This is a genomic window from Iodidimonas muriae (assembly GCF_014647255.1).
In the GTDB taxonomy this organism is placed as follows: Bacteria; Pseudomonadota; Alphaproteobacteria; order Sphingomonadales; family Rhodothalassiaceae; genus Iodidimonas; species Iodidimonas muriae.
In genome coordinates this window covers 458,456-483,079 of the sequence record NZ_BMOV01000002.1, presented here as the reverse complement: position 1 = coordinate 483,079, position 24,624 = coordinate 458,456, and the positions used below count along the sequence as shown (strand labels likewise).

The window sequence follows — 24,624 nt, the reverse complement described above, 5'->3', positions numbered from 1 at the left end:
CGCCACCGACTATTCTTTCTGGCTCAGGAAGCGATCAAGGGCCCGACGATCCGCTTTGGTGGGACGCCCGCTTCCGGCCTCTCTTCGAGCATGGCGGTTTTTTTCCTGCGCCGTTTTTGCACTATCCGGTGCGGGGGACAGATCTTCATATAGTCCCTGCGCCACGATTGCAGGCCCGCGCTGGTCGGATAACGCCAAAACCCGCACCACAAACACGCGCTCTGCCTTGGCAAAGGTCAGAACATCCCCCACCACAACAGCCGCGCTGGGCTTTTTCACATGGGTGCCATTTATGCGCAGGCGGCCCGTTTTCACTTCACGGGTGGCAAGGCTGCGGGTTTTATAGAACCGCGCAGCCCACAACCATTTATCCAGCCGCATACGCGCTGTTTCAGCCCCGTCTTTTGTGGGGCTGTCCTTCGACATCAGCCACGCTTCTCCAACGCATCTTTAAGGGCTTTCAACTGCGCAAAGGGGCTGTCTTCATTGATTTCATCGCGGGGTTTGCGATCCGCAGGGGCGTGGGATTTATATCCACGTCCATCCCCTTGCCGATGGCCAGCGGCGCGGCCTTTCCCACCGGACTTATTGCCATGAGAACGCCCACCCTCCGGGCGGTTATCCTCGGTTTTGGCACGGTGCGCATTTTTCCCCTTGGGTCCGGCTCCCTTGCGTTGATCCGCATGATTGGCCGCATGAGAGCGATTCCGGTTTCGGGAAGCGGGGCGCGGTTGACGGGGCGACCAGAAGAAGCGCACCTCATCCACCATTTCCGGCTCGGAGACGGGCCCGGCTTCCGATGTTGCGTCAGCGGCTGCGTCTGGAGCGGCTTTAGCTGTCGCATCCGGAGTCGCTTCTGCGGCTGTTACTGGCGCTGTTTCGGGCACTGTTTCTGGCGCTGTTTCCGCAGCCACGTCCGAAGCGGCATCCGCAGTATCTTGAACGGGCGTCTCTTGCGTAGATGCGTCTTGAACAGAGGCTTCTTGAACAGGAGCTTCTTCAACAGGGGCTGGCACTTTCACAATTTCATGCGCATAGCCCACAGCCCGCATCGAGCGAATGAAACTTTCCCCCGAACAGCCCACAAGGCCCATGATTTCCGGAGTGACGGTAAATTTCGCGCCATTCTGCCCCAAAGGCCGGGCCGTATCCGCCAAGCGTTCCAGCATATCCAGCCGCACCGCTTCGTGCCCGCCGATCAACCGGAAGCCGGCAATCTCGTAAAATTCGCGCGGCGCTTTGGGATCGGTTTGAATCCACACCAAACCGGGCGTCGGCATTGGCGGCAAATCGGAAATGCCATTCCACAAAGCCCAAGCCAGCAAGCGCAATTCCACCGCATGGGGCTTTAAGATCAGCGGAATATAAAGGGCGGTGGCACCGATACGGATATGGAACCGCCGCAGGCCCTTACGCGCATCCTGATCGATTTTGCGCAATTCTTCCGATACCTGCCCGCGTGGCAGAACGCCAAAGCGTTCCAGAATCTGAAATGCCACACCGCGTGCCAAACCCGCCAAAGGCGCATCCGCAGCCGGAACAACCGGAGCCGCAGGCGCTTTCGCGTCCGCTGCACTCTCTCCGGCATCGGGGGCCGAGGCCGAGTCGGCCGCGCCTTCCGGTGCGCCCTCTGCACTTTCCGGTGCTTTTTGAGGCTCGCTTGCTTTCGCCGGCACCTGTTTCTCGATTTCCGCTTTCAGCTTCAAAAGCGGTTCCAGCTTGTCGGCAATGCGTTCCGACAACCAGGTGGCACAGCTCTGGCGCACATTTTCTGCCAAGGCATCGGTTAAAAGCGTGCCCTCTACCAGCTTTACGCGCGGTTCATAAGGCGAATCGCCTTTTTCAAGGCGCGCAATGACAGATTTCTGCCAAACCAGCTTTGGCCGGTGCATCCCTTCGGAAACATCCAGCTGCAGCGTTTTATAGCCAATATTGCAAAAAATCTTGGCGCGCCGCGTGATTTCCGCCTTCAAGGCGATATCCGCAGCCTGCTCAAGGGTTTTGAATTCCTCGCCCACCGCAGATGGATCGGCGCGGAACGTGAAGCCATCGAGCGTGCCAATGGCATGCCCTTCGACAATGATTTCGTTGGTTTCGTCTATGCTCACCGACAACTCGCCTCGCTGGCGTAATTCGCGCATCAGAACGGATGTCCGTCTGTCTACGAACCGCTGCGTCAATCTATCATGCAAGGCATCGGACAATTTGTCCTCAATACCCCGCGTCACATGCGCCCAGTGCGCTGCATCCGATAACCAGTTTCGCCGGTTGGCGACATAGGTCCATGTTCGGATATTGGCGATCCGGGCCGCCAAGGTATCAATGTCGCCTTGTACATTGTCAAGTCGGCTGACCTGTTTGGCCATCCAATCATGGGGCACAACACCGTGACGCCCCATCAAATCGCGGTAGATGCGTTGAAGCAAGGACAGATGTTCACTTGCCGATACACGGCGAAAATCGGGGATCTGGCACACCTCCCACAATCGTTGCACCGCCGCCGGTGTGGTGGCGATGGCCGACACATCGGAATTTTTTGCCAAAGCTTTTAAAGCCTGCAAATCCAGTGCTTCGCGCGCCCGCACCAGATCGGGCCGGGCCGATGGCGACTCCAAAGAAGCGACCAGTTTGGCTGCCGAGCGGTAATCAAGTCGGGAATTGCGCCAGATCAACGCCTTGAGCGGGCGGAAATCATGATCCTCCACCTGTGCGATAAGCTGCGGGTCCAAAGATGCCCCATCGGCCCCCGCCAGCGTAGAAAAGCTGCCGTCATTCATATGCCGCCCGGCCCGCCCGGCAATTTGCGCCACTTCCGGTGCAGAAAGGGCCCGCACCCTTTCCCCATCGAATTTATGGGTGGCAGAAAAGGCCACATGGTCGATATCCATATTCAACCCCATGCCAATGGCATCGGTGGCCACCAGATAATCCACATCCCCGTTTTGATAGAGCGCCACCTGCGCATTGCGGGTGCGGGGCGACAAGGCGCCCATCACCACCGCGGTGCCGCCACGATTGCGGCGCACAAGCTCGGCCAGCCCGTAAACATTCTCGGCGGAAAACGCCACAAGCGCCGCGCGGCGCGGCAGGCGGTGCAGCTTTTGCGGCTGCACATAACGCAATTGCGACAAACGCTGCCGCGTCACAAGGGTGGCATCAGGCAATAACCGGCTGATCAAAGGCTGCATGGTGGCAGCCCCCATGAACACGGTTTCTTCCACCCCCCGCGCATAAAGCAGCCGATCGGTGAACACATGCCCGCGCTGGGCATCGGCGGCCAACTGGATTTCATCCACTGCCAGAAAATCCACCCTTTGGCTCATGGGCATCGATTCGACAGTGCAAATCCAATAGGAAGGCCGCGGCGGAACAATTTTTTCCTCACCGGTCAGCAAAGCAACCCGCGCCGCCCCCTTGGCCGCCACCACCCGGTCATAAATCTCGCGCGCCAACAGCCGCAGGGGAAAGCCGATCATCCCCGACGCATGGCCGAGCATCCGTTCGACCGCATAATGGGTCTTGCCGGTATTGGTGGGGCCAAGAACGGCGATCACCCGCCCGCCGTCGCCTTGCGCTCGCTGCATCCTGTATCCTGTTATAGTGCGCGTTTAAGGGGGAGAGGCCTTTGGCCACGGCTGCGGTCAATCGCCGGACACAGCATCCGCCGCAACGGGCCGGACCTTGATCTGCGTCAGCTGATTGCGTCGCCGGCCGATGATTTCAAAATCAAAGCCGTGGAATTGAAAGCGTTGCCCGACAATGGGAATGATCTCCGATTCGTAAATCACCAGCCCGGCCAATGTGGAGGCATCGGAATCGGGCAAAGACCAGTCAAACCGGCGATTAAGATCGCGGATGGTCATGGTGCCATCCACCTGTATCCAGCCATCGGTCAGCTTTTTCACCCCATGATTGGCATGGTCGAATTCGTCGGTGATATCGCCAACGATTTCTTCCAGAATATCTTCCAGAGTAACCAGCCCCTGAATCGCCCCATATTCATCCACCACCATGGCGAAATGCGCCCGGCGCGATAAAAACGCATTCATCTGTTCACGCAATGTGGTGGTTTCGGGCACGAACCACGCATCGGTCATAATGGCATGAATATCGATTTCTGCCGGATCGCTTGTCGCCTTCATCGCCCGCAAAACGTCTTTGGCATGCAAAACCCCGACGATATTTTCCGCGTCGTCTTCATAGATGGGCAGGCGGGTAAAAGGACTTTCGATCACCTCGTCAACAATTTCCTGAACCGGCTTGGCCAGATCGATCAGGGCCATATTCTTGCGGTGGATCATCACATCTTCCACTGTGATGTCATCCAGATCGAGGATCGAATCCAGCATATCGCGGTGGGATTTACGGATACCGCCTTCGCTGGCCCCCAGATCGATAACCCCGCGAATTTCATCCCGGGCCGACAGCACCGCTTCATTGCTTTCCAGATCCACACCAAACATATTCAAGGTGCCCCGCACGATATGGCGCACCAGATTCACCACCGGCGAAAACAGCAGCACCACAAGGCCGATCACCCGGCCAACGGCAAGCGCCATGCCGTCGGGATTGGAAATGGCATAGGATTTGGGCAGCACTTCGGAGAAAATCAGCACCAAAGCGGTCATGATCAAGGTGGCATAGACCACCCCGCTTTCGCCCACCAAGGAAATGAACACGCTGGTCGCCAGCGCACTGGCAAGAATATTCACCAGATTATTGCCCAGCAAAATCGCGCCGATCAGCCGCTCTTTGTCTTCGATCAGCTTTTCAACCCGCTTGGCCCGCCCATCGCCATCCCGCGCCAAACGGTGGATGCGGGCACGGCTTGCCGCTGTCAGCGCCGTTTCCGAGCCAGAGAAAAAGGCCGACAAGCACAGCAATACAAAAATGAAAGCAAGGCTCGATATGTGCGCGATCAGCATAAAACAGCTCCGTTCAAACAGGTCGAGGCACCAATAGCCGACTTATATAAGATTGGCGGTCAAAAAACCGCGCAAAACATCGGGCGGCACATCGCGGCTTAAAAAGGCCCGGCCGATGCCCCGGCTTAAAACGAACGTCAGCACCCCGGCCGACACTTTTTTGTCCTGCGCCATCAAATCCATCATCCGGTCGGCGCTTAACCCGGTGCACAGATCCGTGCAGCGATGGGGCAAGCCCGTCTCCGCAAGATGCTGGCGCAACCGGTCTGCATCCGCTTGGGAGCACAGATCCAGCACCACCGAAAGATCCAGTGCCATCTGGCAGCCGATCGCCACCGCTTCGCCATGCAAGACGCGGCCATCATAACCCGCAAAGGCTTCAATGGCATGGCCAAAGCTGTGGCCCAAATTCAAAAGCGCCCGCGCCCCCGATTCGCGTTCATCGGCAACAACGATGGCCGCCTTGGCACGGCAGCTTTCCGCCACCGCATAAGCCTGCGCCTGTTTATCACCTTTCAAAACAGCGGCCTCATTGCGCTCCAGCCATGTGAAAAAGTCTGGCCGGTCGATCAGGCCGTATTTCACCACTTCCGCATAGCCCGCCTTACGCTCACGCTCTGGCAGGCTATCAAGGGTGGCAAGATCGATCAGCACCCGACGCGGCTGGTGAAAGGCTCCCACCAGATTTTTCCCTTGCGCCATATTGATGCCGGTCTTGCCGCCCACCGAGCTATCCACTTGCGATAAAAGGGTTGTAGGAAGCTGCACCACCCCCACGCCGCGGCGCAAAACAGAGGCAGCAAAGCCGGTAAGATCGCCCACCACGCCGCCGCCCAAGGCCATCACCAGATCGCTGCGTTCAATGCCGAAATCCAAAAGCGCGGCGCACAGGCGTTCCAGTTCGGCAAAGCATTTGGACCCTTCCCCCGCCGGAATCACATGCAGATCCACATCCACGCCGCCATCGGCCAAAGCCGCCATCAGTGCCGGGCCATATCGCGCCGCCACCACATCATCGCTGACCAGCGCCAATTTGGGTCGGGGCAATATATCGGCAAGATAAGGCATGGGATCGGCCAGCAATCCCTCGCCAATCATGATCTGATAGCCGCGCGCCCCCAAAGACACCGGAACCTGCGTGATTTTTTGCGCCTGTTGTTGTTCTGTCACCTGTTGCTGCTTTCCCGAATATGCCCCTGAAGGGCCTTAACAATCTGATCCACAACCTGTTCATGGGGGCCGTCAGAGCTTTTGATATGCAGATCCGCCTTGGCATATTGGGGGCTACGCTCTTGCCACAGCCGAACCAGAATGCTGCGCGGATCGCCGCTTTTCAACAAAGGCCGGGTATCCCGCCGCGCTGTGCGTTCCACCAGCACATCAATATCCGCATCCAGCCAGATAGAAATGCTGCGCTCTAAAATCAATCGCCGGGTTTCGGCATTGATAAACGCCCCGCCGCCCGTTGCAATGACCTGCGCCGGCCCTTCAATCAGCCGGGCGATGACTTTTCGTTCGCCATCGCGGAAAGCCGCTTCGCCAAAACTTTCAAAAATTTCCGAAACCGTGCGCCCCGCCGCCCGTTCGATTTCTTCATCGGCATCCACAAAGCCAAGGCCCAAGCGAAGAGCCAACCGCCTGCCAATGGTGGATTTTCCAACGCCCATCAGGCCAATCAGCACAATCGGCCTATCGGGATTTTCCGGATTCATATGGGCGGGATGCCCTTTATATTTTTCAAGATCGGTCATGCCCTGTCTTACAGCACAAAAATGCGCTGCCATAAAGCAACCGCATGCAGGCCCTAGACTGGTCATGGTCGTTTTTTAGTTTCAACATGGATATGGCAGCCATTTATCTGCTGTGTCTGTATTTTTCACACAGGCCGACAAAAGGGGAGCAGCCTAGACAGGGTCGGCCCCCACCGCCTATAACCGGGCTCGGTAAGAATGAGGTTATGCCCATCATGAAACGCGTCTGGTTGATTATCGTCCTTTTGGCTGTGCTGGCTGTGCTTGCCGGAACGGTGTGGCTTTATACATGGGACATTCCCGCGCCCCAAGAGCGGGTGGAGCAGGAGTTGCCGGATGACCTTATTACCAACTAGCCGGAAGGGCCGGCGCGCCCTGTTATCCGGAACAGCCCTGTGCTGGGGCCTTTGCGCAGCATTTGGGCTGGGCCTTGCCGTATCCCAAAAGGCGATGGCCCAAAGCACCCCTGCCCCGGCCAATGATCCCCTTGGGGTCTTGCAAGACAACAGCGCCCAACCCTCCCGCGATCCCGCTGACACCACTACGGAAAAGCGGCGTTTTTATCTTGGCCCGCAGGGCAGTGATGCACAAAATGATGCACAAGATGATCTGCAAAATTCTCCCTTGGAAGATGCGGACCGCGCCCCCACATCAATCCTGATCGGGCCTTATGTGCCCAAGCAATCAATTGCGATCCCTTCGCTGGACGAGCCGCAAGAATCGCCGGACACAGTGCTGGCCAATGGAGCCGCCCAACCCGGTGGCGACGCGGATCTCGGCACCTCCGCATCAGGCGAATCCCTTGATCCCGACATCACCGTAGATGCTTTATCCCAATTGGACCCGGCCGCCATCGGCATTTGGACCGATCGGTCGGTACAACCCTTTCCCATCACCATGTGGCAAGGCAGCCAGCGTGAAACCCTTGAACGCCTGATCCCGGCCCTGCCGGCACAAGCCTCGTCCACAGTGATGCGCTCTTTGATGCGGCGGCTTTTGCTGTCCCCTGCCAGCCTGCCTTCAAAGCCTATTGCCCTTGCATCCCCCGAAGCGGACATATCTTCACAAGCCCAAGTCCTTGACGAACCCGGCTTTAACGCCTTTCCGGATGCCGCATCCCAAGCAGACCCCGAAGCCGCGAATCCGCTTTCCATCACAGCGGAAACTTTGACAGCGCCACCGGATGAAAACCGCGATCAGGGCATGGATGAAGCGCAAGCCCAAGGCCCCGATCTGCTGATGGCCCGGCTGGAACGGCTTTATGCCGCCGGTGCTGTCGATGATTTTCTGGCCCTTTCCGAACGCCTTCCCGCAGATCTGGAGACTCCCGATCTGGACCGCATGCGCACCCATACGGCCTTGGCCATCGGTGATTATGAAACCGCCTGCCAGATCGCCCAGCAAGCCATTGCCCAATCGGGCGCGGCTTTGTGGCTGCGGGTCACGGCTCTTTGTGAAGCGTTTGAAGGCAATCGCGGCACCGCCCGATTCAAGCTGACCCTTTTGGATGATGCCAATGAAGCCAGTCCGGCGTTTTCCGCGCTGGTGGAAGCCTTGCTGGATCAAATCGAAGGCCGCACCGCCCCCACTGATGCCCTTGACCTTTCCAGCGCAACAGAACTGACGCCAGAACTGTTTGCCGCCAGCCAATTAACCGCCACCCCTTTGCCCGGCACATTGATCCGGTCTGCACCGGACATTTTGCTGGTCGCCTTGTCGCAATCGCCCACGCTATCCACTGACGACCGTTTGGCTTTGGCCCGGAAAGCCGCGCAAAAAGGCCTGATGAATGGCGCACAACTTGCCGAAATTTTTGCCTCACTCTCTTTCACCGATGCGCAACGGGCTGCCGTCTTTGCATCTTTGGAAGCCGAGCAAGACCGGACAGCCGAATCGGAAAGCGATCCCGCCGGACAACAAGAGGTGCCAGACGAGGCAACGCCGGTTCCAACCAATGAGGCGCTTCTTGGCGGCATAAAGCTGGATGCCCTTCTGTGGCAGTTGGCGGCAAAATCCCAAAGCCCGCATGAGCGTATCCGGTGGATCGAAATTGCCCTTGAAAGGGGCCGCAGCCGTGGACTGGTTACCGCCATGGCCGGTGCCTTGGCAGACCCATTGGAGGCCATCACCGCCAGCATGGCCTTGGCCGGCTATGCCGATAGTGCCGGGCGTATTCATCTGCTGAATGGCCATGTGGAAGATGCCTTGGCATGGTATGAAGCGGCACGGCTGGCGGCGGATCAAGGCAATCTGGATGCCCGCCGCGCCATGCTTGCCTTATGGCCCTTGATGGCTGTGATCGATGAAACCGGAACAGTGTCGATAGAGCCAGATATGCTGGATTTGTGGATGTCCACCCATCCGGGCCGCACAGAGCATGAGCAATTGAGCCGCACCGATTTGTTGTTCACCGTTTTTGAAGGCTTGGGAAAGCCGGTGCCTTTTGATCTGCAGCAACGCGCGCTGACAGCCCCTTTGCGCCATGGCCCCATACCGCCAGCCACCTTATGGCGGCAATTGATCCAGGCCATCACCAGCCACCGCACCGGGGAAACGGTTCTCACAACGCTTGTGGCTTTGGGGGAAGATGGCCCGGCCTTTGTATCGACCCCTGTGCTGTCCACTCTTTTGGTGGGGCTGCGTGAAGCAGGGTTGGAACAAGATAGCCGCAGATTGGCGATGGAGGCCCTGATCGAGCAGGGCTTTTAAAAGCAAAACCGGTTTTTAGGACAGCAACCACATGGCCCGCGCCAAGGGAGAAGACCGCTATCTTTTAGAGCAGTTTTTGGAAGCCCTGTCGTCGGAACGCGGCGTGGCACAGAATACCTTGCTGGCCTATGAACGGGATCTGATGGACTTTTTCCAGCGCTGCGGCTGCCAATCCGCCACAGCCAGCACTGAAGATATCCGCGCCTATCTGGACGATCTGTTCCGGTCAAATCTATCGGCCAACACCGCCAGCCGCCGTTTATCGTCACTGCGCCAGTATTTCCTGTTTTTGTTCCGCGAGGGGCTAAAACCGGATAATCCCACCGCCAATATAGACAGCCCCCGCAAGGCGGAACATTTACCTTCCATATTGAGCGAGGAAGACGTCACACAGCTTCTGGATGTGGCCCAAAAACGGTATGAGGCCAAAAATACCGTGGGAAATGCACGGCTTCTGGCCCTGATCGAAACGCTTTATGCCACCGGAATGCGCATATCCGAATTGTTGAGCCTGCCCCGCCATGCTTTTTCCCCCGATCGCCCCTTTTTGTTTGTGAAAGGCAAGGGAGGGGTGGAACGCATGGTGCCCTTGGGAGAGCAGGCGCGGTACGCCCTGACCGGTTATCTTGAGACTTTAAAGCGCGACAAACCGGAATATCGCCAAAGCCGCTGGCTGTTTCCATCACGCGGTGCGCAAGGCCATCTCAGCCGTATGCGGGTGCAGCAATTGCTCAAGGATCTGGCTATTGAAGCGGGGATTGTTCCGGAAAAGCTTTCGGCCCACAAGCTGCGCCATGCCTTTGCCACCCATTTGCTGGCCCATGGGGCCGATTTGCGGGTCGTGCAGAAAATGTTGGGACATGCCGATATTTCCACCACCCAAATCTATACCCATGTACTGGAAGAACGGCTGCGCAAACTGGTCAGCGAAAAGCATCCGCTGGCGAAAGCCCAGACCTTGAAATAGGAAAGCGACCGGGCCTTATTCGATCTGGCCCAGCCAACCCTTGCGCATGGCTTTGGCCACGGCATGGCTGCGGGAACTGGCATCCAGCTTGGCGATGGCATTGCGCACATGGAAACGCGCCGTCTCTGGCGAGCGGTCAATGATTATGCCGATTTCACTATCGGTTTTGCCGCAAGCCACCCATGTCAGACATTCCCGCTCACGCTCGGTCAGGGAACAGGCGTCCGCCATATCCGATGCGCCTTCCGCGACCATCATATCCACATGTTCCAAAAAGGCGTGGCCCACCAAAAACAGCTCGCCCGCATGACGGTCCGCCCAGTCGCGCACGGTCTTCAAAGGCTCATTGCTGACCCAGGTGACAAAACCCGTCCGGCCGCCGGGCTGATGCACCGGCACGGTGATGCCCGACCGAACACCCACCTGACGCAACAGGCTAAGGGTTTGCTGCCCCAAAGCGGTAAACGGCTTTGGCAATGTATCGCCTTCCAGCCCAAGATTGTCTTCATCCAGCCCCCAGGAAAAAGGCCGCCGCATCTTGCGGCACGGCACCACAAGGGGACAGGCCAGCATCAGGCCAGAACTAAACCAGCGTCGCACAAAATCCGAAGGCCAGCCCAGTTCAACGCCAATGGGTTCGCGCTTTTGCCCCGCCACATGGGACGGATTGGCCAGATCATTATCAAAAGCCGCACGCGGAACAGGCAAGGACTGGCTGTAATCTCCCAGAAGCATCGAGGCTTCCTGAAGATTTCGGGCTCCGGGCAAATCACTCAAAAACCGTTGTGTTGGTTCGGCTAACATCACTCACCCCAAAGACGACCACTGATCTTGAAGAACAGCATTGGTCCCAAAGAACAGAACGGGTCAAAGGCCATGATTTCTCATAAAGAAAAATAGCACTTTGCCTCTTTATAATTGCCTATAAGATAGGGCAATCAAGGAGCAACGCCAAGGTGCCTTCGAAGTGTTGTTGCGCACTTCACTCTCTTTTGCGCAAGTTTACGTAACGTAAAGCTCTTCACAGAATACGCAAAAATCTCAACTTAACTTTTCTTTTCAGTGTGTTGCAAACCCAACGCTTTTTTATATCAAAAGAGCCAAAGTCCCTGCTTTTCTGCGGATCTTTGGCTTTTTGACGATCAAATGCGGGTCAAAGCAAGGATCGGGCGCTTATTCATAATCGGGAACAAGGGTCGGCGATCCCATTTTCCAATCACCATCGGGCTGCAAGCAAGCGGTGCCATATGCGTCTTTTTCTTCACCGCCAATGGTGATGGTGGTTTGATATTCACGGGTTTGCAGACAATCGGATGCCGTCTGTTCCTGAGCCGCACGCGCAGGGATCGGCCCGGGGCGCTCGGCATATTGCGGGGGCTGGGCCACACCATAAACCCGTTGCGGCGCATAATAGCCGCCGCCATAAGCCGGGGCGCGCGACCTGTTATTGGCGCTATCAATGGCACTATAAAGCAACAGACCGGCCCCAACGCCCAAGAGCACATTGGCCGCCCCATGCCCGCCGCGATGGCCGCCCCGATAACTGCGGCCGCGATTATAATGACGCCCACCACGATAGCTTCCATAAGAGCCGCCATAATGGCCGCCCCCATAGCTGTAATTGCGTGGACCGGCTTCAGCAGGGCTGGCCGCGATCACTGACAATCCGCTCAGGGCCATTGATCCAATTGCCAGGGCTCCTAGAAACTTTCGCATGGTCCGTTCTCCAAAGTCCGCTTTTCGGGCATCATTCTGGATATAATGTGCAAACCCATCTGAACCAGAGCTGAATAGCACACAAAGAGTCACAGGGAGGTGACGACAGACAGACTGAAATTCCATAACGCTTTGTGGAGAACAGTTGAATCCGCGCAGCCCGATTAGGCGCCATAACCATCCAAATCCCTCATCCCCGGACTTGATCCGGGAGTCCGGCATAGCCTGTCGCAAGGTGTGGTAAAGGAAGAACTGGATTCCCGGATCAAGTCCGGGAATGACGAGCGGGGAAGCGGGATATCACCAAACCCGCAGCCTTGAGCACGGTCCATGTGAGCATCGACCCCAACACCGACAATCATGACAGCTTCGGGTCGAGCGGAGCGGGACCAAACAAAAATGACGCGAGGGGGAAGCGGATTGACCTGAAACGGTCTTTTCCAAAATGCCTTTCCCGCTAGGGAATGGTGAAGCCCCGGGGAATTTATCAAACCGAGGTGATCGTCATTCTGGAAGAATGGTGGAGCCCCAAGCTATTTATCAAACCGAGGTGATCGTCATTCTGAAAGAATGGTGGAGCCGAGGGGAATCGAACCCCTGACCTCTACAATGCCATTGTAGCGCTCTCCCAACTGAGCTACGGCCCCTTGATCATTGTCATGATAGGCAGCGAACTGCCGATCATTGCTTTTCCGACGCGCTGTGGCTTGGGAGCCAACTGTCGGACGCGGCGCGGACATTAGTGGCTGGATCGAAAGCGATCAAGCGAGAAAATACCCAATATTGAAAAAATATTCAAAACCCGGATATTTTCCCGCGAAATCTCGAAGTCCGGCCTCAGTCGTCGTCCTTCACCGGAGCGATAACGACGGCAGAGACATCATCATCGTCATCATCCGTATCGACGGTCACATCATCGTCATCATCGATTTTGATATCGTCATCGTCATCATCATCAAGACCGAGATCATCCTCATCGTCATCCGCTTTCGGTGTCACCACCTTTTTCGCAACTTCCGCTGCTACGGGCTGACGGGATTTCAAAATAGGCTCGGGAGCCCATTCCGTACCGCAATCAATGCAGACGACGGGATCGTCTTTTTGAAGATCGTAAAAGCGCGTACCACATTTGGGACAGGTACGCTTGGTTCCCCATTCGGGCTTCGCCACGAAACTACTCCTTCGGTCGCCATTCCTTAAGGCACGATGCCCACCGCTCTTTATCGAACGGCATCCATTGCCACGGTCCGTCGCTTCTGTCAAAACCTACCGCGTCAAATCGAAAGAAGCGGCAGGAAAGTCAACAAAAAAATGTCGGCACATGAAACATCCATAGGCCCCATATCCGGCCAAAAGTCCAGCAAGGCCGGAGGAGCGCAGTCCAAATGCGTGGCGCATCTCAAGGGACAATGCTCCCTACCCGGCGATAAATCCATTTCCCATCGCGCTTTGATGCTGGGCGCTTTAGCGGTGGGGCGCACCCATATTACGGGGCTTTTGGAAGGCGAAGATGTCCATGCGACGGCGGCGGCTTTATCGGCTATGGGTGTTGGCATAAGGCGCGAATCCCCCGGCCAATGGGTGGTTGACGGCGTGGGTGTCGGGGCGCTTCAAACACCGGACAACATCTTGGATATGGGCAATTCCGGCACCTCCACCCGCTTGTTGATGGGGCTGGTCGCTTCTCAGCCGATCCGCTGTTTTTTCACCGGCGACGGGTCTTTGCGCAAACGCCCCATGAACCGGGTGATTGCGCCCCTGTCGCAAATGGGGGCTGTTATCGAGTCGCGCGGTGACGGGCGATTGCCCTTATTGATCACCGGCAGCGACAGCCCCATGCCCATTGATTACACCCTTCCGGTTGCTTCGGCGCAGGTAAAATCGGCGATTTTGCTGGCGGCGCTCAACACGCCGGGCACCAGTGTCGTGCGCGAGCCAAAAGCCACCCGCGACCATAGCGAACGGATGCTGAAAGCCATGGGCGCCCAGATCACAGTGGAAGAAAGCGGCACCGGCGAGACAGGCCGCATCATCCGCATAACCGGCGAAGCGGAGCTGTCTCCCGTGGATATTTCCGTGCCGGGGGATATTTCCTCTGCGGCCTTTCCTTTGGTGGCCGCGGCCATCCGGCCAGGTTCCCAAATCCGGCTGAAAGGCGTGGGGATCAACCCCTTGCGGGCGGGGATCTTGACGGCACTGGAACAGATGGGCGCCCCGGTGACCATCGAGAACCGCCGCGAAGAAGGCGGCGAGCCCGTGGCCGATCTGGTGATGACAGGGCCGGAACGCTTGAAGGCCGTGACCCTTGATCCGGCCATTGCCCCCCTGATGATCGACGAATTCCCGGTCTTGTTCGTGGCCGCCGCCTGCGCACAGGGCAGCAGCCGCTTCACGGGACTGGAAGAACTGCGTGTCAAGGAAAGCGACCGAATCGCCGCCATGGCCGCTGCCTTATCGGCATGCGGTGTGGCCGTGGAAGAAGTGCCCGATGGCCTGATCGTTCATGGAACCGGCAGTCCTCCTTTGGGCGGGGCAACAATCACCACCCATCTGGATCACCGCATTGCCATGTCGGCACTGGTTCTGGGCTGTGCCAGCGATCGGCCGGTCTCCATCGATGATGCCGCCCCCATCACCACCAGCTTTCCCGATTTCATGCCGTTGATGAACGCATTGGGCACGGAGATCACCCTTTTATGATTATTGCAATGGATGGCCCGGCAGCATCGGGAAAAGGCACATTGGGGCGGAAACTGGCGGAAAAATTTGATCTGGCCTATCTGGATACCGGTGCGCTCTATCGTGCCGTCGGGCTTAGCCTGAAGCGGGCAGGTCACGGCCCGGAAGATGCTGACCGCGCCGCCCATGCGGCCAAAACCCTTGATTCAGATCTGTTAAACGATCCCGAATTGCGCAGCGAACAGGTGGGACATATGGCCTCGATCATTGCTGCCAACCCTGTGGTGCGGGCCAATTTGCTGGCCTTTCAGCGCGATTTCGCCCATCAGCCCCCTTCGGGCAAGGCCGGTGCGGTGCTGGATGGGCGCGATATCGGCACTGTGGTATGCCCTGATGCTCATGTTAAGCTCTATGTCAGCGCCAGCGATCCTGTGCGCGCAAGACGCCGTTTGCATGAATTGCAAGCGAAAGGCGTGGCCACCGATTATGAAACGGTATTAGCGGATCTTCTGGAACGGGACCGGCGCGACAGCCAACGCGCCACAGCGCCATTGAAACCGGCGCAAGACGCGGTCTTGCTAGATACCACCGAATTGGATATAGAAAGCGCATTCGAGCGCGCCTGCCAAATCGTTGATCAATGGCAGCGCTCTTAAACGAGCCAAGGCACCATCTGAAAAATGCCACAACCGAGCCTCTTGAGGATCGATTTGTGCCTTTATGATGAGACCATTGGCTTCCGGGATGAGGAGAAGACAGGCGATGGTCGTCTGTCAAGGAGCCCCGGAAGAAGACCGCCGGAACCAACCGGCTGGCATGAAAAGCTCCCTTAATATCGGTACGATTAACACCCATGACAGATATGCAAATGCCCTCCATGGAGGACTTCGAGGCCCTTTTGAACGAAACGATGTCGGAAGACTCGCAGTTCGAAGGTCAAGTCGTCAAAGGCACCGTAACGGCCATTGAAAACGACCTCGCGGTCATCGATGTAGGATTGAAAGCCGAAGGCCGCGTGCCTTTGCGTGAATTCTCTGTCCCCGGCGCCCCTGTTGAACTTTCCGTTGGCGATAATGTGGAAGTCTTCGTCGATCGCGTTGAAAACGCCAATGGCGAAGCCGTTCTCAGCCGCGATAAAGCCCGCCGCGAAGAATCCTGGAACCATCTGGAAACCGCTTACGAAAAAGAATCCCATGTAAAGGGTGTCATTTTCGGGCGCGTCAAAGGTGGCTTCACTGTGGACCTCAATGGCGCCGTGGCCTTCTTGCCGGGCAGCCAGGTGGACATCCGCCCCGTGCGCGATGTCACGCCTTTGATGAACATTCCCCAGCCTTTCCAGATCCTGAAAATGGACCGTCGCCGTGGCAATATCGTTGTGTCCCGCCGCGCCGTTCTGGAAGAAACCCGCGCCGAACAACGCGCCGAGCTGCTGGATCGCCTGAAAGAAGGCGATGTGGTGGATGGCGTGGTCAAGAATGTCACCGAATATGGTGCCTTCGTTGATCTGGGCGGCATTGATGGCCTGTTGCATGTCACCGATATGGCATGGAAGCGCGTCAATCATCCGTCCGATGTTGTCACCATTGGCGAGACGGTGAAGGTCCAGATCATCCGCGTCAATCAAGACAGCCAGCGCATCAGCCTTGGCATGAAGCAGCTTGAAGCCGATCCTTGGGAAGGCATTGAAGCGAAATATCCGGTTGGCGCCAAATTCAACGGCACGGTCACCAACATCACCGATTATGGTGCATTCGTTGAGCTGGAAGCGGGCGTTGAAGGGCTTGTCCATGTCTCCGAAATGTCCTGGGTGAAGAAGAACGTCCATCCGGGCAAGATCGTCTCCACCAGCCAGGAAGTCGAAGTGATGGTGCTGGAAGTCGATCCCGACAAGCGCCGCATCTCTCTTGGCCTGAAACAGTGCCTTGAAAATCCGTGGGAAGCCTTTGCTGAAAAATTCCCGCCGGATTCCGAAGTCGAAGGCGAAATCAAGAACATCACCGAATTCGGTCTGTTCGTCGGTTTGGAATTCGATGTGGATGGCATGGTTCATATGTCCGACATCGGCTGGGATACCGCAGGCGAAGAAGCCATTGCGAAATTCTCCAAAGGCGACCATGTGAAAGCCAAAGTGCTGGATGTGGACGTGGAAAAAGAGCGCATCAGCCTTGGCATGAAGCAGCTTGAAGGCGATCCGTTCGCCGATGTTGCCGCCAAGAAAAAAGGCGAAATCGTCACCTGCACGGTTACCGAAGTGAACGATGGTGGCATCGAAGTATCCATCGCCGATGGCTACACCGCCTTCATTCGTCGCTCCGATCTGGCCCGCGACCGTGGCGACCAACGCCCTGACCGATTCGCTGTTGGCGATAAGGTCGATGCGCTTGTCACCAATGTGGACCGTGGTCAACGGCGCGTGTCCTTGTCGATCAAGGCATTGGAAGTGGCCGAAGAAAAAGCCGCTGTGGCCGAATATGGCACCACCGACTCAGGGGCCAGCCTTGGCGATATTCTTGGCGCAGCCTTGAAAAAGGCCAAAGAAGACAAGACCGACTCCTAAGTTCATCGGCAAAATCCATGTGCATTTGATCATGGATGATAAAAAAGGCCGCCTCGTTTTCCTAGCGGGGCGGCCATTCTTACGCCAACGCCCCGCAATTGACCGCATGCCTAGCCGATCAGCTATATCAGCGCGGCTTGACGGCGTGGGCACCCCTCCCATAGGCTTTTCACAGCTTGGGGTCGCTAATCACTGTCTGGATCGATGAAAGGATCGTTTCCACATGATCAAATCGGAACTCATCACACTGCTTTCCGAAGCCAATCCGCATTTGTTGCACCGTGATGTGGAACGCATTGTTGGCACCGTCTTTGAAGAAATTACCGCTGCCATGTGCCGGGGTGACCGCGTTGAACTGCGTGGCTTTGGTGCATTTTCGGTCAAAACCCGCCCGGCCCGGACCGGACGCAATCCCCGCACCGGCGAAGCGGTGGCCGTGGAAGAAAAACATGTGCCCTATTTCAAGACGGGCAAAGACCTGCGTGAGCAGCTCAATGACCAGCATGGCCGCTAACAAAGCTGTGGATAGGGCGACGAACAGAATGGCGAACAGGGCGACCAACTGATGCGTCGTCTCTTTGTGCTGATTCCCGCCCTTATTCTGGCTTTGGGCCTCATTATTCTGTCCGTTGCCAATCGCGAAACCGTTCTTCTCGATATTCCCGGAAGCACTCTGGTTTTGCAGTTGCCCCTATTTGCGGTGTTTCTCGCAGGGATTTTTCTCGGCGCCTTGCTGGCGGCCATTTTGGCATTTCCCAAAAGCGTTCGCGCCAGCCTTGCTCAAAGACAATCGGAAAAACGTGCCCGGCGCGCCGAATTGGCGTTGTCCGAGCTGCAGGCTCAAAAAGCCGAAGAACAAGCGGCAAAAAAACTGGTGGCCATTGACAATGCGCAAGCGCCACGGCACGGATCACGGCCACAAACAAATCCGTAACAATCCCCCCTTCTCCCCATAGCAAGGACGCCAGTGCGGCGAACCATCTTATGCAGCGATTTAAAAATCCGCTATTTTGTGCGCTCGATACCGGCGATATGGATAAAGCCACCGCTTTGGTCGATGCGCTGAAAGACACGGTCGGCGGCTTCAAGCTGGGTCTGGAATTCTTCTGCGCCCACGGACCCAAAGGTGTCGAAGAAATCAGCAAGCGCGATGTGCCCTTGTTCATTGATCTCAAATTCCACGACATACCCAATACGGTGGCCGGGGCCATGCGCTCGATCATGCAGCTCAATCCGGCGATTCTGACCGTTCATGCCGGCGGAGGGCTGGCGATGATGCGCGCCGCCGCCGATAGCGCAGCCGATACGGCCAGCAAGCTGGGTGTCAAAATGCCGTGGCTCGTGGCGGTGACGGTGCTGACCAGCCTTGATGCGGGGGATCTGGACGTGCTGGGCATCGAAGGCAGCACCCATAAAGTGGTGGCACGGCTGGCGCGGTTGGCGGAAAAGGCCGGGCTGGATGGCGTGGTTTGCGCCCCCCATGAAATTTCCACCACCCGCTCTGTGGCCGGTCAGGATTTCAAGCTGGTGGTGCCGGGCATCCGCCCACGCGGCACGGATGCTGGCGATCAAAAGCGGGTCATGACCCCCAAAGAGGCCGTGGAAACCGGCGCCACTGTGATCGTTGTGGGCCGACCCATCACCCAATCGGACGACCCGGTGGGAGCCGCCCAATCCATCATCGATGCGATCAGCGAGCCTTTTTAAGCCAAGCCTTGGGCACTGCCGCTAGCCCAACCCCAAAGGATCGTCGAGCGAAGCGGATGGTGTGCTGAACCAGCGCGGGCCATCCTCGGCGATCCACAGGCAATCTTCCAGCCGCACGCCGAATTCCCCATAAATATAAATCCCCGGCTCGTTGGAAAAGCACATGCCCGGCACAATTTTTGTTGCTTCATCTTTCACAAAATTGGGGCTTTCATGGCCATCCATGCCAATGCCGTGGCCGGTGCGATGGGGCAGGCCCGGCACCTGATAACCCGGCCCGAAACCATGGCTTTCCAATAAGGCACGTGCCGCCTTATCCACATCCCCACAGCTTACACCGGGCTGTGCAGCTTCAAATACTGCCATCTGCGCGGCGCGTTCAATGGCCCACACGTCGCGCTGCCGGGCAGACGGTGTCCCATAGACCACGGTGCGGGAAATATCAGACTGATAGCCTTCCACCGCACAACCGCAATCCATCAAGACCGTATCGCCTTCTTTTAAGATCTGCGGTGCGTTGGACCCATGGGGAAACGCGCTGGCCGGACCAAACAGGGCCATGGAAAACACAGGCCTGCCGCCAAGGGCGCGGGTGGCCCCATCCATCATGGCGCGAAAATCTGCGGGCTGCATCCCCGCTTCAAGGCGCGGTACGGTATGGCGATAAGCGGCAATGGTGATATCGGTGGCGATCTGCATCAGGGCAATTTCCGCCGGTGATTTAATGGCCCGGCAGCCCGTGACCACCGCCTGAGCCGACGCAATGCCCAGATGCGGTACCTGTTTGGCAATACCATCAACCACAAAATGTCGTACGGACGCTTCCATCCCCACGGCGCCTTTCTTCACCCCCCGATCGGCAAGAATTTGCGCCACAAGCCGGAAAGGGTCTTCATGCTCTTCCCACACCCGCACATCATCGCCCAGCTGCAATTTCTCATGCAGGGCCGGTTCTTCAAAGGCCGGGCTGACATAGGCAATCTCGCCCGATGCGGGAATCACCGCGCCATGAAACCGCTCTGAACGCCACAAAGAAAGGCCGGTGAAATACACAAGGCTGGACCCCGGTTCCAACACCAGCGCCGACAAACCGGCATCCCGCATCAAAGATTGTGCTTTTTCAATGCGCTTGCGGCGTTCTGCCACCGTGATCGGCACCGCATTTTCTGCTAGATTGGGTAAATTGGAAAAGGCATCCGACTCAGCAGCATGAACGCGGCGCTTTGGCACCCCGGTAAGACCACCTGCCGCCATCGCCAAAATTGCGCTTTTGATAAAATCGCGCTTATTAAGACCCATCGTTCAATGCTCCCATCTTGCAGCCGCGTCCAAATATGCCACCTATGGTAACCGGATCACGCTCATCCCATGCTACAGTGCCTTTTTGACAAAACAAAATCCCTAGCTTTAACGGATCGCATTTTTTATGGACCAACTCGTTCTACTTTCCGCCCTTCTGGTCTTTTTAGCATTCTTGCTTATCCCTTTATCTCATCGGCTTGGGGCGCCGATTCTGCTGTTGGTTCTTGGTGTCGGCATGTTGGCGGGAGAAGATGGGCCGGGACGAATCAACTTCGATGATTTTCAGGTGGTCCATTCTCTTGGCGGCTTGGCGCTGGCCATTATTCTCTTTGCCGGTGGGCTGGAAACGGATTTTCGGGCGTTACGCGGCGCAAAGCTACCCGCCATTTTGCTGGCCACCATAGGCGTGGTGCTGACAGCTTTAATTACGGGTATTCCGGCCCATTGGATTTTGGGCGTTCCCTTGGAACAGGGCCTTTTGCTCGGTGCTGTGGTGGCCTCCACCGATGCGGCGGCAACCTTTTTGCTGATCCAGCATTCCCGCGCCAAGCTTCCCCAGCGGCTGAAAAACACTCTGGTTCTGGAATCCGGCCTCAATGACCCGATGGCTATCTTCCTCACCTTGGCGCTGACCATTCTGGTCAATTCGGGAGCCAGCCTTTCGCCGGCAGAATTGATCGATTTTGCACCGCTTCTGGTGATGCAGCTTGGCATCGGCTTGGTCGCTGGTCTTGCCGGGGGCTGGGGCCTTGCCGCTCTGTTGAGCCGCCTTCACCTGCCCGATGGCATTGCGCCCCCGCTGGCGCTGGCGGCGGCACTTTTTATCTATGCCGCAACGTCGCTTATGGGCGGCAGCGGCTTTTTGGCCATTTATCTGTGCGGGCTGGTGGTGGCGGGCCGAATGAATGGCTCGATCAACCGCATCCTGCATTTCAATGAAGGTCTGCAATGGCTAAGCCAGATCGGGCTGTTCTTGATGCTTGGGTTATTGGTAAAGCCCAGCGCACTGACCGCCACCTGGATCGAAGCGCTGGTCATTGCCGCCGTTTTGATGTTCGTCGCCCGCCCATTGGCCGTAGCCCTGTGCACTGGACCATTGCGCTTTCGCACTTCGGAACAACTGTTTCTGGGATGGGTGGGCCTGCGCGGTGCCGTACCGATTTATCTGGCCATTTTCCCTGTGATTACGGCCGGTCCGGTGACGGTGGAATTTTTCAATATCGTTTTCGTGATCGTTGTTGCCTCGCTTGTGCTGCAAGGCTGGACCGTGGCTCCGGCGGCGCGCTGGCTGGGGCTTTCCCCGTCTGAAAAGGCCAATCCGGAAAATCAGGAGCAAAGCTAGCAAGGCCTGATGCCTGAGCTGATGTCTGGGCCTGATGTCTGGGCTGATGTCTGGATCTCAGGTCGATGCTCCACAGGGTAGTTCGATCACAAAGGTGGTGCCGCTGTCATCACTATGCTCCAGCACCACCCGTCCGCCATTGGCTTCCACAAGCTCCGCCACGATGGCAAGACCCAAGCCGGTACCCCGAGCCCCCGTTGAGCCTTTAAACGGCACGAACAGGTTCTCGCGGGCCTTCTTGGACAGACCCGGACCGGTATCCGAGACCCGCACGAAATGACATTCGCCTTTTTCTTCCGCCGTGACCGCCACCCGTCCGCCCGTGCGCTCCAGAATATTGGCCGCATTGCGTACAAGATTCATCAAAACGCGGAACATATGGTCGGGGTCCGCAAAGAGCGCGAAATCTTTTTGTACCGCATTATCCAGATGGACCTTGGGGCTGCCATCGGAGGCATTTTCTTCCTGAAGATCAAGCCCCACCGAGGCCCGCACATCCTCCAGAAGATCATGGAGATTAAACGCCCGTTTCTTTGGCGGCGGCTCATCGGCGCGGCCATATTTCAAGGTGCGTTCACACAGCACGATGGCCCGGTCGATGGCGGAAATCATCCGGCTCGACATATCGCGCACCTTGGGATCGTCGATCATCATCAAACGGTCGGACGATAATTGCGCCGTGGCCAGAATATTGCGCAAATCATGGTTCACTTTGCTCACTGCCGCCCCCACATGGGCCAGCCGCTTGCGCTGGTTAAGGGCCAGCCGCAGCTCTTCTTGCATCCGCGCCAATTCCCGCTCGGCCACCCCCAGTTCATCATGGCGGTCGCTGGGCACAATGGCGCGTTCCGGATCATCGGGGCGCTGGCGAAAGGCAACCATGGACCGGGTGATCCGCCGCATGGGCCGAACCATCAGAAAATGCAGCGCTAAAAACACCAATCCTGCAGTAAAGACAGAAATGATCACCGACAACACCATCACATTGCGCGAATATAGTGCCATCGCATCAAACAAAGCGCTTTCATCTAAAATGATGGAAATTTCTTCCTCACCCAACCGATGAAGTGGCTCGCCACTCACCATGATCATGCCTTTGCCACCGCGCGCCAAAGTGACAAAAGCATCGCCGATCATATTGGGGATCGAGGGTTTCCGCAGATCATAGCGGGCATCGATGCGGGCTGGCGCATCGCCTTCCATCATCAATTGACGGCGATCACCAAGCTGCAAGGACACCGCCTTCACCCCGGCCGTGCGCAACAGGGCAAATTCCAGATCTTTACTGATGGCGTGGTCGGGGGCTTCAACAAGGGACAGAGCGGCAATCTGCGCCGCTGTGATGCGCTGCTCTAGAAAACTGCGGCGGAATTGTGCAATCGAGGGCACATAAACGAACACCTCGACCACCATCACAAAGCAAATGGTCAAAAGCAGCAAGCGCGACGACAAGCTGCTTCGCAATGTTTCCACCCCTGTTTCCATACCACCCGCCGATTACCCCAGCATGAGGATGAATCTGACAATCTTTTTTGTACGTTCGCTGAACAATGTATCTGTAAAATAAGAGCCTGCCACCCTTTTATTCAATTCACCAAGGGAAGGATAAGGCGCGATATACCCTGCAAGGGCAGAAACCTTCATCTTTTGCGAGATAGCCAACGCCCAAAGCTGGATCAATTCTCCGGCCTGCGCGCCCACAATCGTCGCCCCGATGGGCCGTCCCGATTTCACAATCAGCTTCACCCGGCCCTTGGTCGCCCCTTCCGCACGGGCCCGGTCACTCTCTTTGTAATCGATGCTGAGCACCTTGATCTTATCGCCAAATTTTTCCCGCGCCTGTGCTTCATCCAGCCCCACATGGGCCAATTCCGGATCAGTATAGGTGACCCACGGCACCGCCGAATAATCGGCCTTGGCCGGTAAGCGGAACAAGATATTGCGGATCACAATCCCCGCTTCATATCCCGCCACATGGGTGAATTGCAGGCCGCCGCGCACATCGCCAATGGCAAAAACGCGCTTATTAGACGTGCGCAACCGCGCATCGGTGGAAATGCCCCTTTCGCTATAGGCAATCCCGGCTTTTTCCAGGTCCAGACCGGCCACATTGGGCGCGCGCCCTGCGGCCAGCAACAAATGTGTGCCCTTGATTTCGCTGGCGACGCCATCCTTTTCCACCTGCACCACAAGGCCGGTTTCAGCCGCATAGGCAACGGATTTCACCTCGATATCCGAGCGGAGATCGACGCCTTCATCCCTCAAGCTATCAAGCACGATGGCCGCAAGTTCGGGGTCATCCTTGGGGAGCGGGGTGAACCGCTCCAGCACGGTTACCTTTGACCCCAGACGCCGGAAGGCCTGCGCCATTTCAAGGCCGATGGGGCCCGCGCCGATGATCACCAAATGCTCTGGCCGTTCGGTCAGATCAAACACCGTTTCATTGGTGAGATATGGCACGCCGTCCAGACCGGGGATGGGGACAATCCGCGCCGAAGAGCCAGTGGCCACCACAATGCGTTTGGCGCGAATGACATGGCCATCCGCCTCCACCTCGCGGGGGCCTTTAAAACGTGCATGACCCTTGATCACGGTCACACCCAGACCTTCAAACCGTTCCACCGAATCATGGGGCGCGATACCGGCGATCACCTGATGCACATGATCATGGACCTGTTTGAAATCTACCGATATGCCGGAAACCGTTGTACCCATGGCCGATGCATGGGCGGCATGATGGGCTGCTTTCCCGGCCGCCAGCAGAGCCTTTGAAGGGACACAGCCATAATTCAAGCAATCCCCGCCCATCTTGCCTTTTTCAACAAGAACCACGCGGGCTCCCATCTGCGCAGCCCCCGCAGCAACGGACAATCCGCCCGATCCGGCGCCGATCACAAGAATGTCGGTATCGATATTTTTGGTCATGACAGTTCCTTTTCCGATATTGCTAACGGAATTCAAAGCAAGAG

21 protein-coding genes and 1 tRNA gene are annotated in these 24,624 nt (G+C 57.1%); 10 read left to right on the top strand and 12 right to left on the bottom strand.

Going from position 1 to position 24,624, the window contains the following annotated elements:
• Window positions 1-9: 9 nt before the first annotated feature.
• The 5 genes from IEX96_RS04690 to IEX96_RS04670 are packed head-to-tail and all read right to left on the bottom strand — an operon-like array spanning window position 10 to window position 6,637.
• A complete protein-coding gene (locus IEX96_RS04690) occupies window positions 10-426 on the bottom strand; it encodes an RNA-binding S4 domain-containing protein (RefSeq protein ID WP_188873537.1) in 417 nt (138 codons plus the stop codon).
• Window positions 426-3,584 (bottom strand): helicase-related protein, encoded by a 3,159-nt coding sequence (locus tag IEX96_RS04685; protein ID WP_150004456.1) that lies wholly within the window; start codon window positions 3,582-3,584, stop codon window positions 426-428. The genes IEX96_RS04690 and IEX96_RS04685 overlap by 1 nt, the downstream gene beginning before the upstream one ends.
• A gap of 57 nt (window positions 3,585-3,641) precedes the next feature.
• On the bottom strand, window positions 3,642-4,925 hold the full coding sequence (locus IEX96_RS04680) for an HlyC/CorC family transporter (protein ID WP_188873536.1): 1,284 nt from the start codon (window positions 4,923-4,925) through the stop codon (window positions 3,642-3,644).
• A 42-nt stretch (window positions 4,926-4,967) separates the two neighbouring features.
• Window positions 4,968-6,095 carry a 3-dehydroquinate synthase gene (aroB, locus tag IEX96_RS04675; RefSeq protein ID WP_229773532.1) on the bottom strand — a complete coding sequence of 376 codons (1,128 nt, stop codon included), beginning with the start codon at window positions 6,093-6,095 and terminating at the stop codon, window positions 4,968-4,970.
• Window positions 6,092-6,637, bottom strand: a complete 546-nt coding sequence (locus IEX96_RS04670) for a shikimate kinase (protein WP_150004526.1) — start codon at window positions 6,635-6,637, stop codon at window positions 6,092-6,094. The genes aroB and IEX96_RS04670 overlap by 4 nt, the downstream gene beginning before the upstream one ends.
• A gap of 254 nt (window positions 6,638-6,891) precedes the next feature.
• On the opposite strand from IEX96_RS04670, the gene IEX96_RS04665 reads away from it, so the two are divergent.
• From IEX96_RS04665 to IEX96_RS04655, 3 genes are read left to right on the top strand one after another with little or no spacing between them, the layout of a single operon-like run.
• Window positions 6,892-7,032, top strand: coding sequence for a hypothetical protein (locus IEX96_RS04665; protein ID WP_210431481.1), 141 nt, complete (start codon window positions 6,892-6,894; stop codon window positions 7,030-7,032).
• Window positions 7,013-9,385 carry a hypothetical protein gene (locus IEX96_RS04660; protein ID WP_188873534.1) on the top strand — a complete coding sequence of 791 codons (2,373 nt, stop codon included), beginning with the start codon at window positions 7,013-7,015 and terminating at the stop codon, window positions 9,383-9,385. Before IEX96_RS04665 ends, IEX96_RS04660 begins: the two co-directional genes overlap by 20 nt.
• Before the next feature lie 31 nt (window positions 9,386-9,416).
• Window positions 9,417-10,352, top strand: coding sequence for a site-specific tyrosine recombinase XerD (locus IEX96_RS04655; RefSeq protein ID WP_150004453.1), 936 nt, complete (start codon window positions 9,417-9,419; stop codon window positions 10,350-10,352).
• A 15-nt stretch (window positions 10,353-10,367) separates the two neighbouring features.
• Here the strand turns inward: IEX96_RS04655 and IEX96_RS04650 are convergent, their stop codons facing one another.
• The 4 genes from IEX96_RS04650 to IEX96_RS04635 all read right to left on the bottom strand — a co-directional run bounded on the left by IEX96_RS04650 (window position 10,368) and on the right by IEX96_RS04635 (window position 13,238).
• Window positions 10,368-11,087 (bottom strand): helix-turn-helix transcriptional regulator, encoded by a 720-nt coding sequence (locus IEX96_RS04650; protein WP_188873533.1) that lies wholly within the window; start codon window positions 11,085-11,087, stop codon window positions 10,368-10,370.
• Window positions 11,088-11,525: 438 nt separating this feature from the next.
• Window positions 11,526-12,068 (bottom strand): hypothetical protein, encoded by a 543-nt coding sequence (locus IEX96_RS04645; protein WP_150004451.1) that lies wholly within the window; start codon window positions 12,066-12,068, stop codon window positions 11,526-11,528.
• A gap of 571 nt (window positions 12,069-12,639) precedes the next feature.
• Window positions 12,640-12,715 (bottom strand) — tRNA-Ala (locus IEX96_RS04640).
• Between the two features lie 190 nt (window positions 12,716-12,905).
• Window positions 12,906-13,238 (bottom strand): FYDLN acid domain-containing protein, encoded by a 333-nt coding sequence (locus tag IEX96_RS04635; RefSeq protein WP_150004450.1) that lies wholly within the window; start codon window positions 13,236-13,238, stop codon window positions 12,906-12,908.
• Between the two features lie 141 nt (window positions 13,239-13,379).
• Between IEX96_RS04635 and aroA the strand changes: the two genes are divergently transcribed.
• The 6 genes from aroA (at window position 13,380) to pyrF (ending at window position 19,011) form a co-directional block, all read left to right on the top strand.
• A complete protein-coding gene (aroA, locus tag IEX96_RS04630) occupies window positions 13,380-14,768 on the top strand; it encodes a 3-phosphoshikimate 1-carboxyvinyltransferase (protein ID WP_188873532.1) in 1,389 nt (462 codons plus the stop codon).
• Window positions 14,765-15,403, top strand: a complete 639-nt coding sequence (gene cmk / locus IEX96_RS04625) for a (d)CMP kinase (protein WP_150004449.1) — start codon at window positions 14,765-14,767, stop codon at window positions 15,401-15,403. Before aroA ends, cmk begins: the two co-directional genes overlap by 4 nt.
• Before the next feature lie 197 nt (window positions 15,404-15,600).
• On the top strand, window positions 15,601-17,304 hold the full coding sequence (gene rpsA / locus IEX96_RS04620) for a 30S ribosomal protein S1 (RefSeq protein WP_188873531.1): 1,704 nt from the start codon (window positions 15,601-15,603) through the stop codon (window positions 17,302-17,304).
• Between the two features lie 223 nt (window positions 17,305-17,527).
• Complete coding sequence (gene ihfB, locus IEX96_RS04615; RefSeq protein ID WP_188873530.1) at window positions 17,528-17,818, top strand: integration host factor subunit beta; 291 nt, start codon at window positions 17,528-17,530, stop codon at window positions 17,816-17,818.
• Between the two features lie 51 nt (window positions 17,819-17,869).
• Window positions 17,870-18,238: a lipopolysaccharide assembly protein LapA domain-containing protein gene (locus tag IEX96_RS04610; RefSeq protein ID WP_150004448.1), complete on the top strand. Its 369-nt coding sequence runs from the start codon at window positions 17,870-17,872 to the stop codon at window positions 18,236-18,238.
• A 50-nt stretch (window positions 18,239-18,288) separates the two neighbouring features.
• Complete coding sequence (pyrF, locus tag IEX96_RS04605; protein WP_188873529.1) at window positions 18,289-19,011, top strand: orotidine-5'-phosphate decarboxylase; 723 nt, start codon at window positions 18,289-18,291, stop codon at window positions 19,009-19,011.
• A 21-nt stretch (window positions 19,012-19,032) separates the two neighbouring features.
• Here the strand turns inward: pyrF and IEX96_RS04600 are convergent, their stop codons facing one another.
• On the bottom strand, window positions 19,033-20,310 hold the full coding sequence (locus IEX96_RS04600) for a M24 family metallopeptidase (protein WP_150004447.1): 1,278 nt from the start codon (window positions 20,308-20,310) through the stop codon (window positions 19,033-19,035).
• Window positions 20,311-20,437: 127 nt separating this feature from the next.
• On the opposite strand from IEX96_RS04600, the gene IEX96_RS04595 reads away from it, so the two are divergent.
• Window positions 20,438-21,655, top strand: a complete 1,218-nt coding sequence (locus IEX96_RS04595) for a potassium/proton antiporter (RefSeq protein WP_229773530.1) — start codon at window positions 20,438-20,440, stop codon at window positions 21,653-21,655.
• A 57-nt stretch (window positions 21,656-21,712) separates the two neighbouring features.
• On the opposite strand, the gene IEX96_RS04590 is transcribed toward IEX96_RS04595, so the two are convergent.
• Together IEX96_RS04590 and IEX96_RS04585 are read right to left on the bottom strand one after the other, a co-directional pair.
• The gene (locus tag IEX96_RS04590) at window positions 21,713-23,128 is read right to left on the bottom strand and encodes a sensor histidine kinase (protein ID WP_188873528.1); all 1,416 of its coding nucleotides are present in this window, start codon (window positions 23,126-23,128) and stop codon (window positions 21,713-21,715) included.
• Window positions 23,129-23,152: 24 nt separating this feature from the next.
• On the bottom strand, window positions 23,153-24,580 hold the full coding sequence (locus tag IEX96_RS04585) for a dihydrolipoyl dehydrogenase family protein (protein ID WP_150004444.1): 1,428 nt from the start codon (window positions 24,578-24,580) through the stop codon (window positions 23,153-23,155).
• Window positions 24,581-24,624 lie beyond the last annotated feature (44 nt).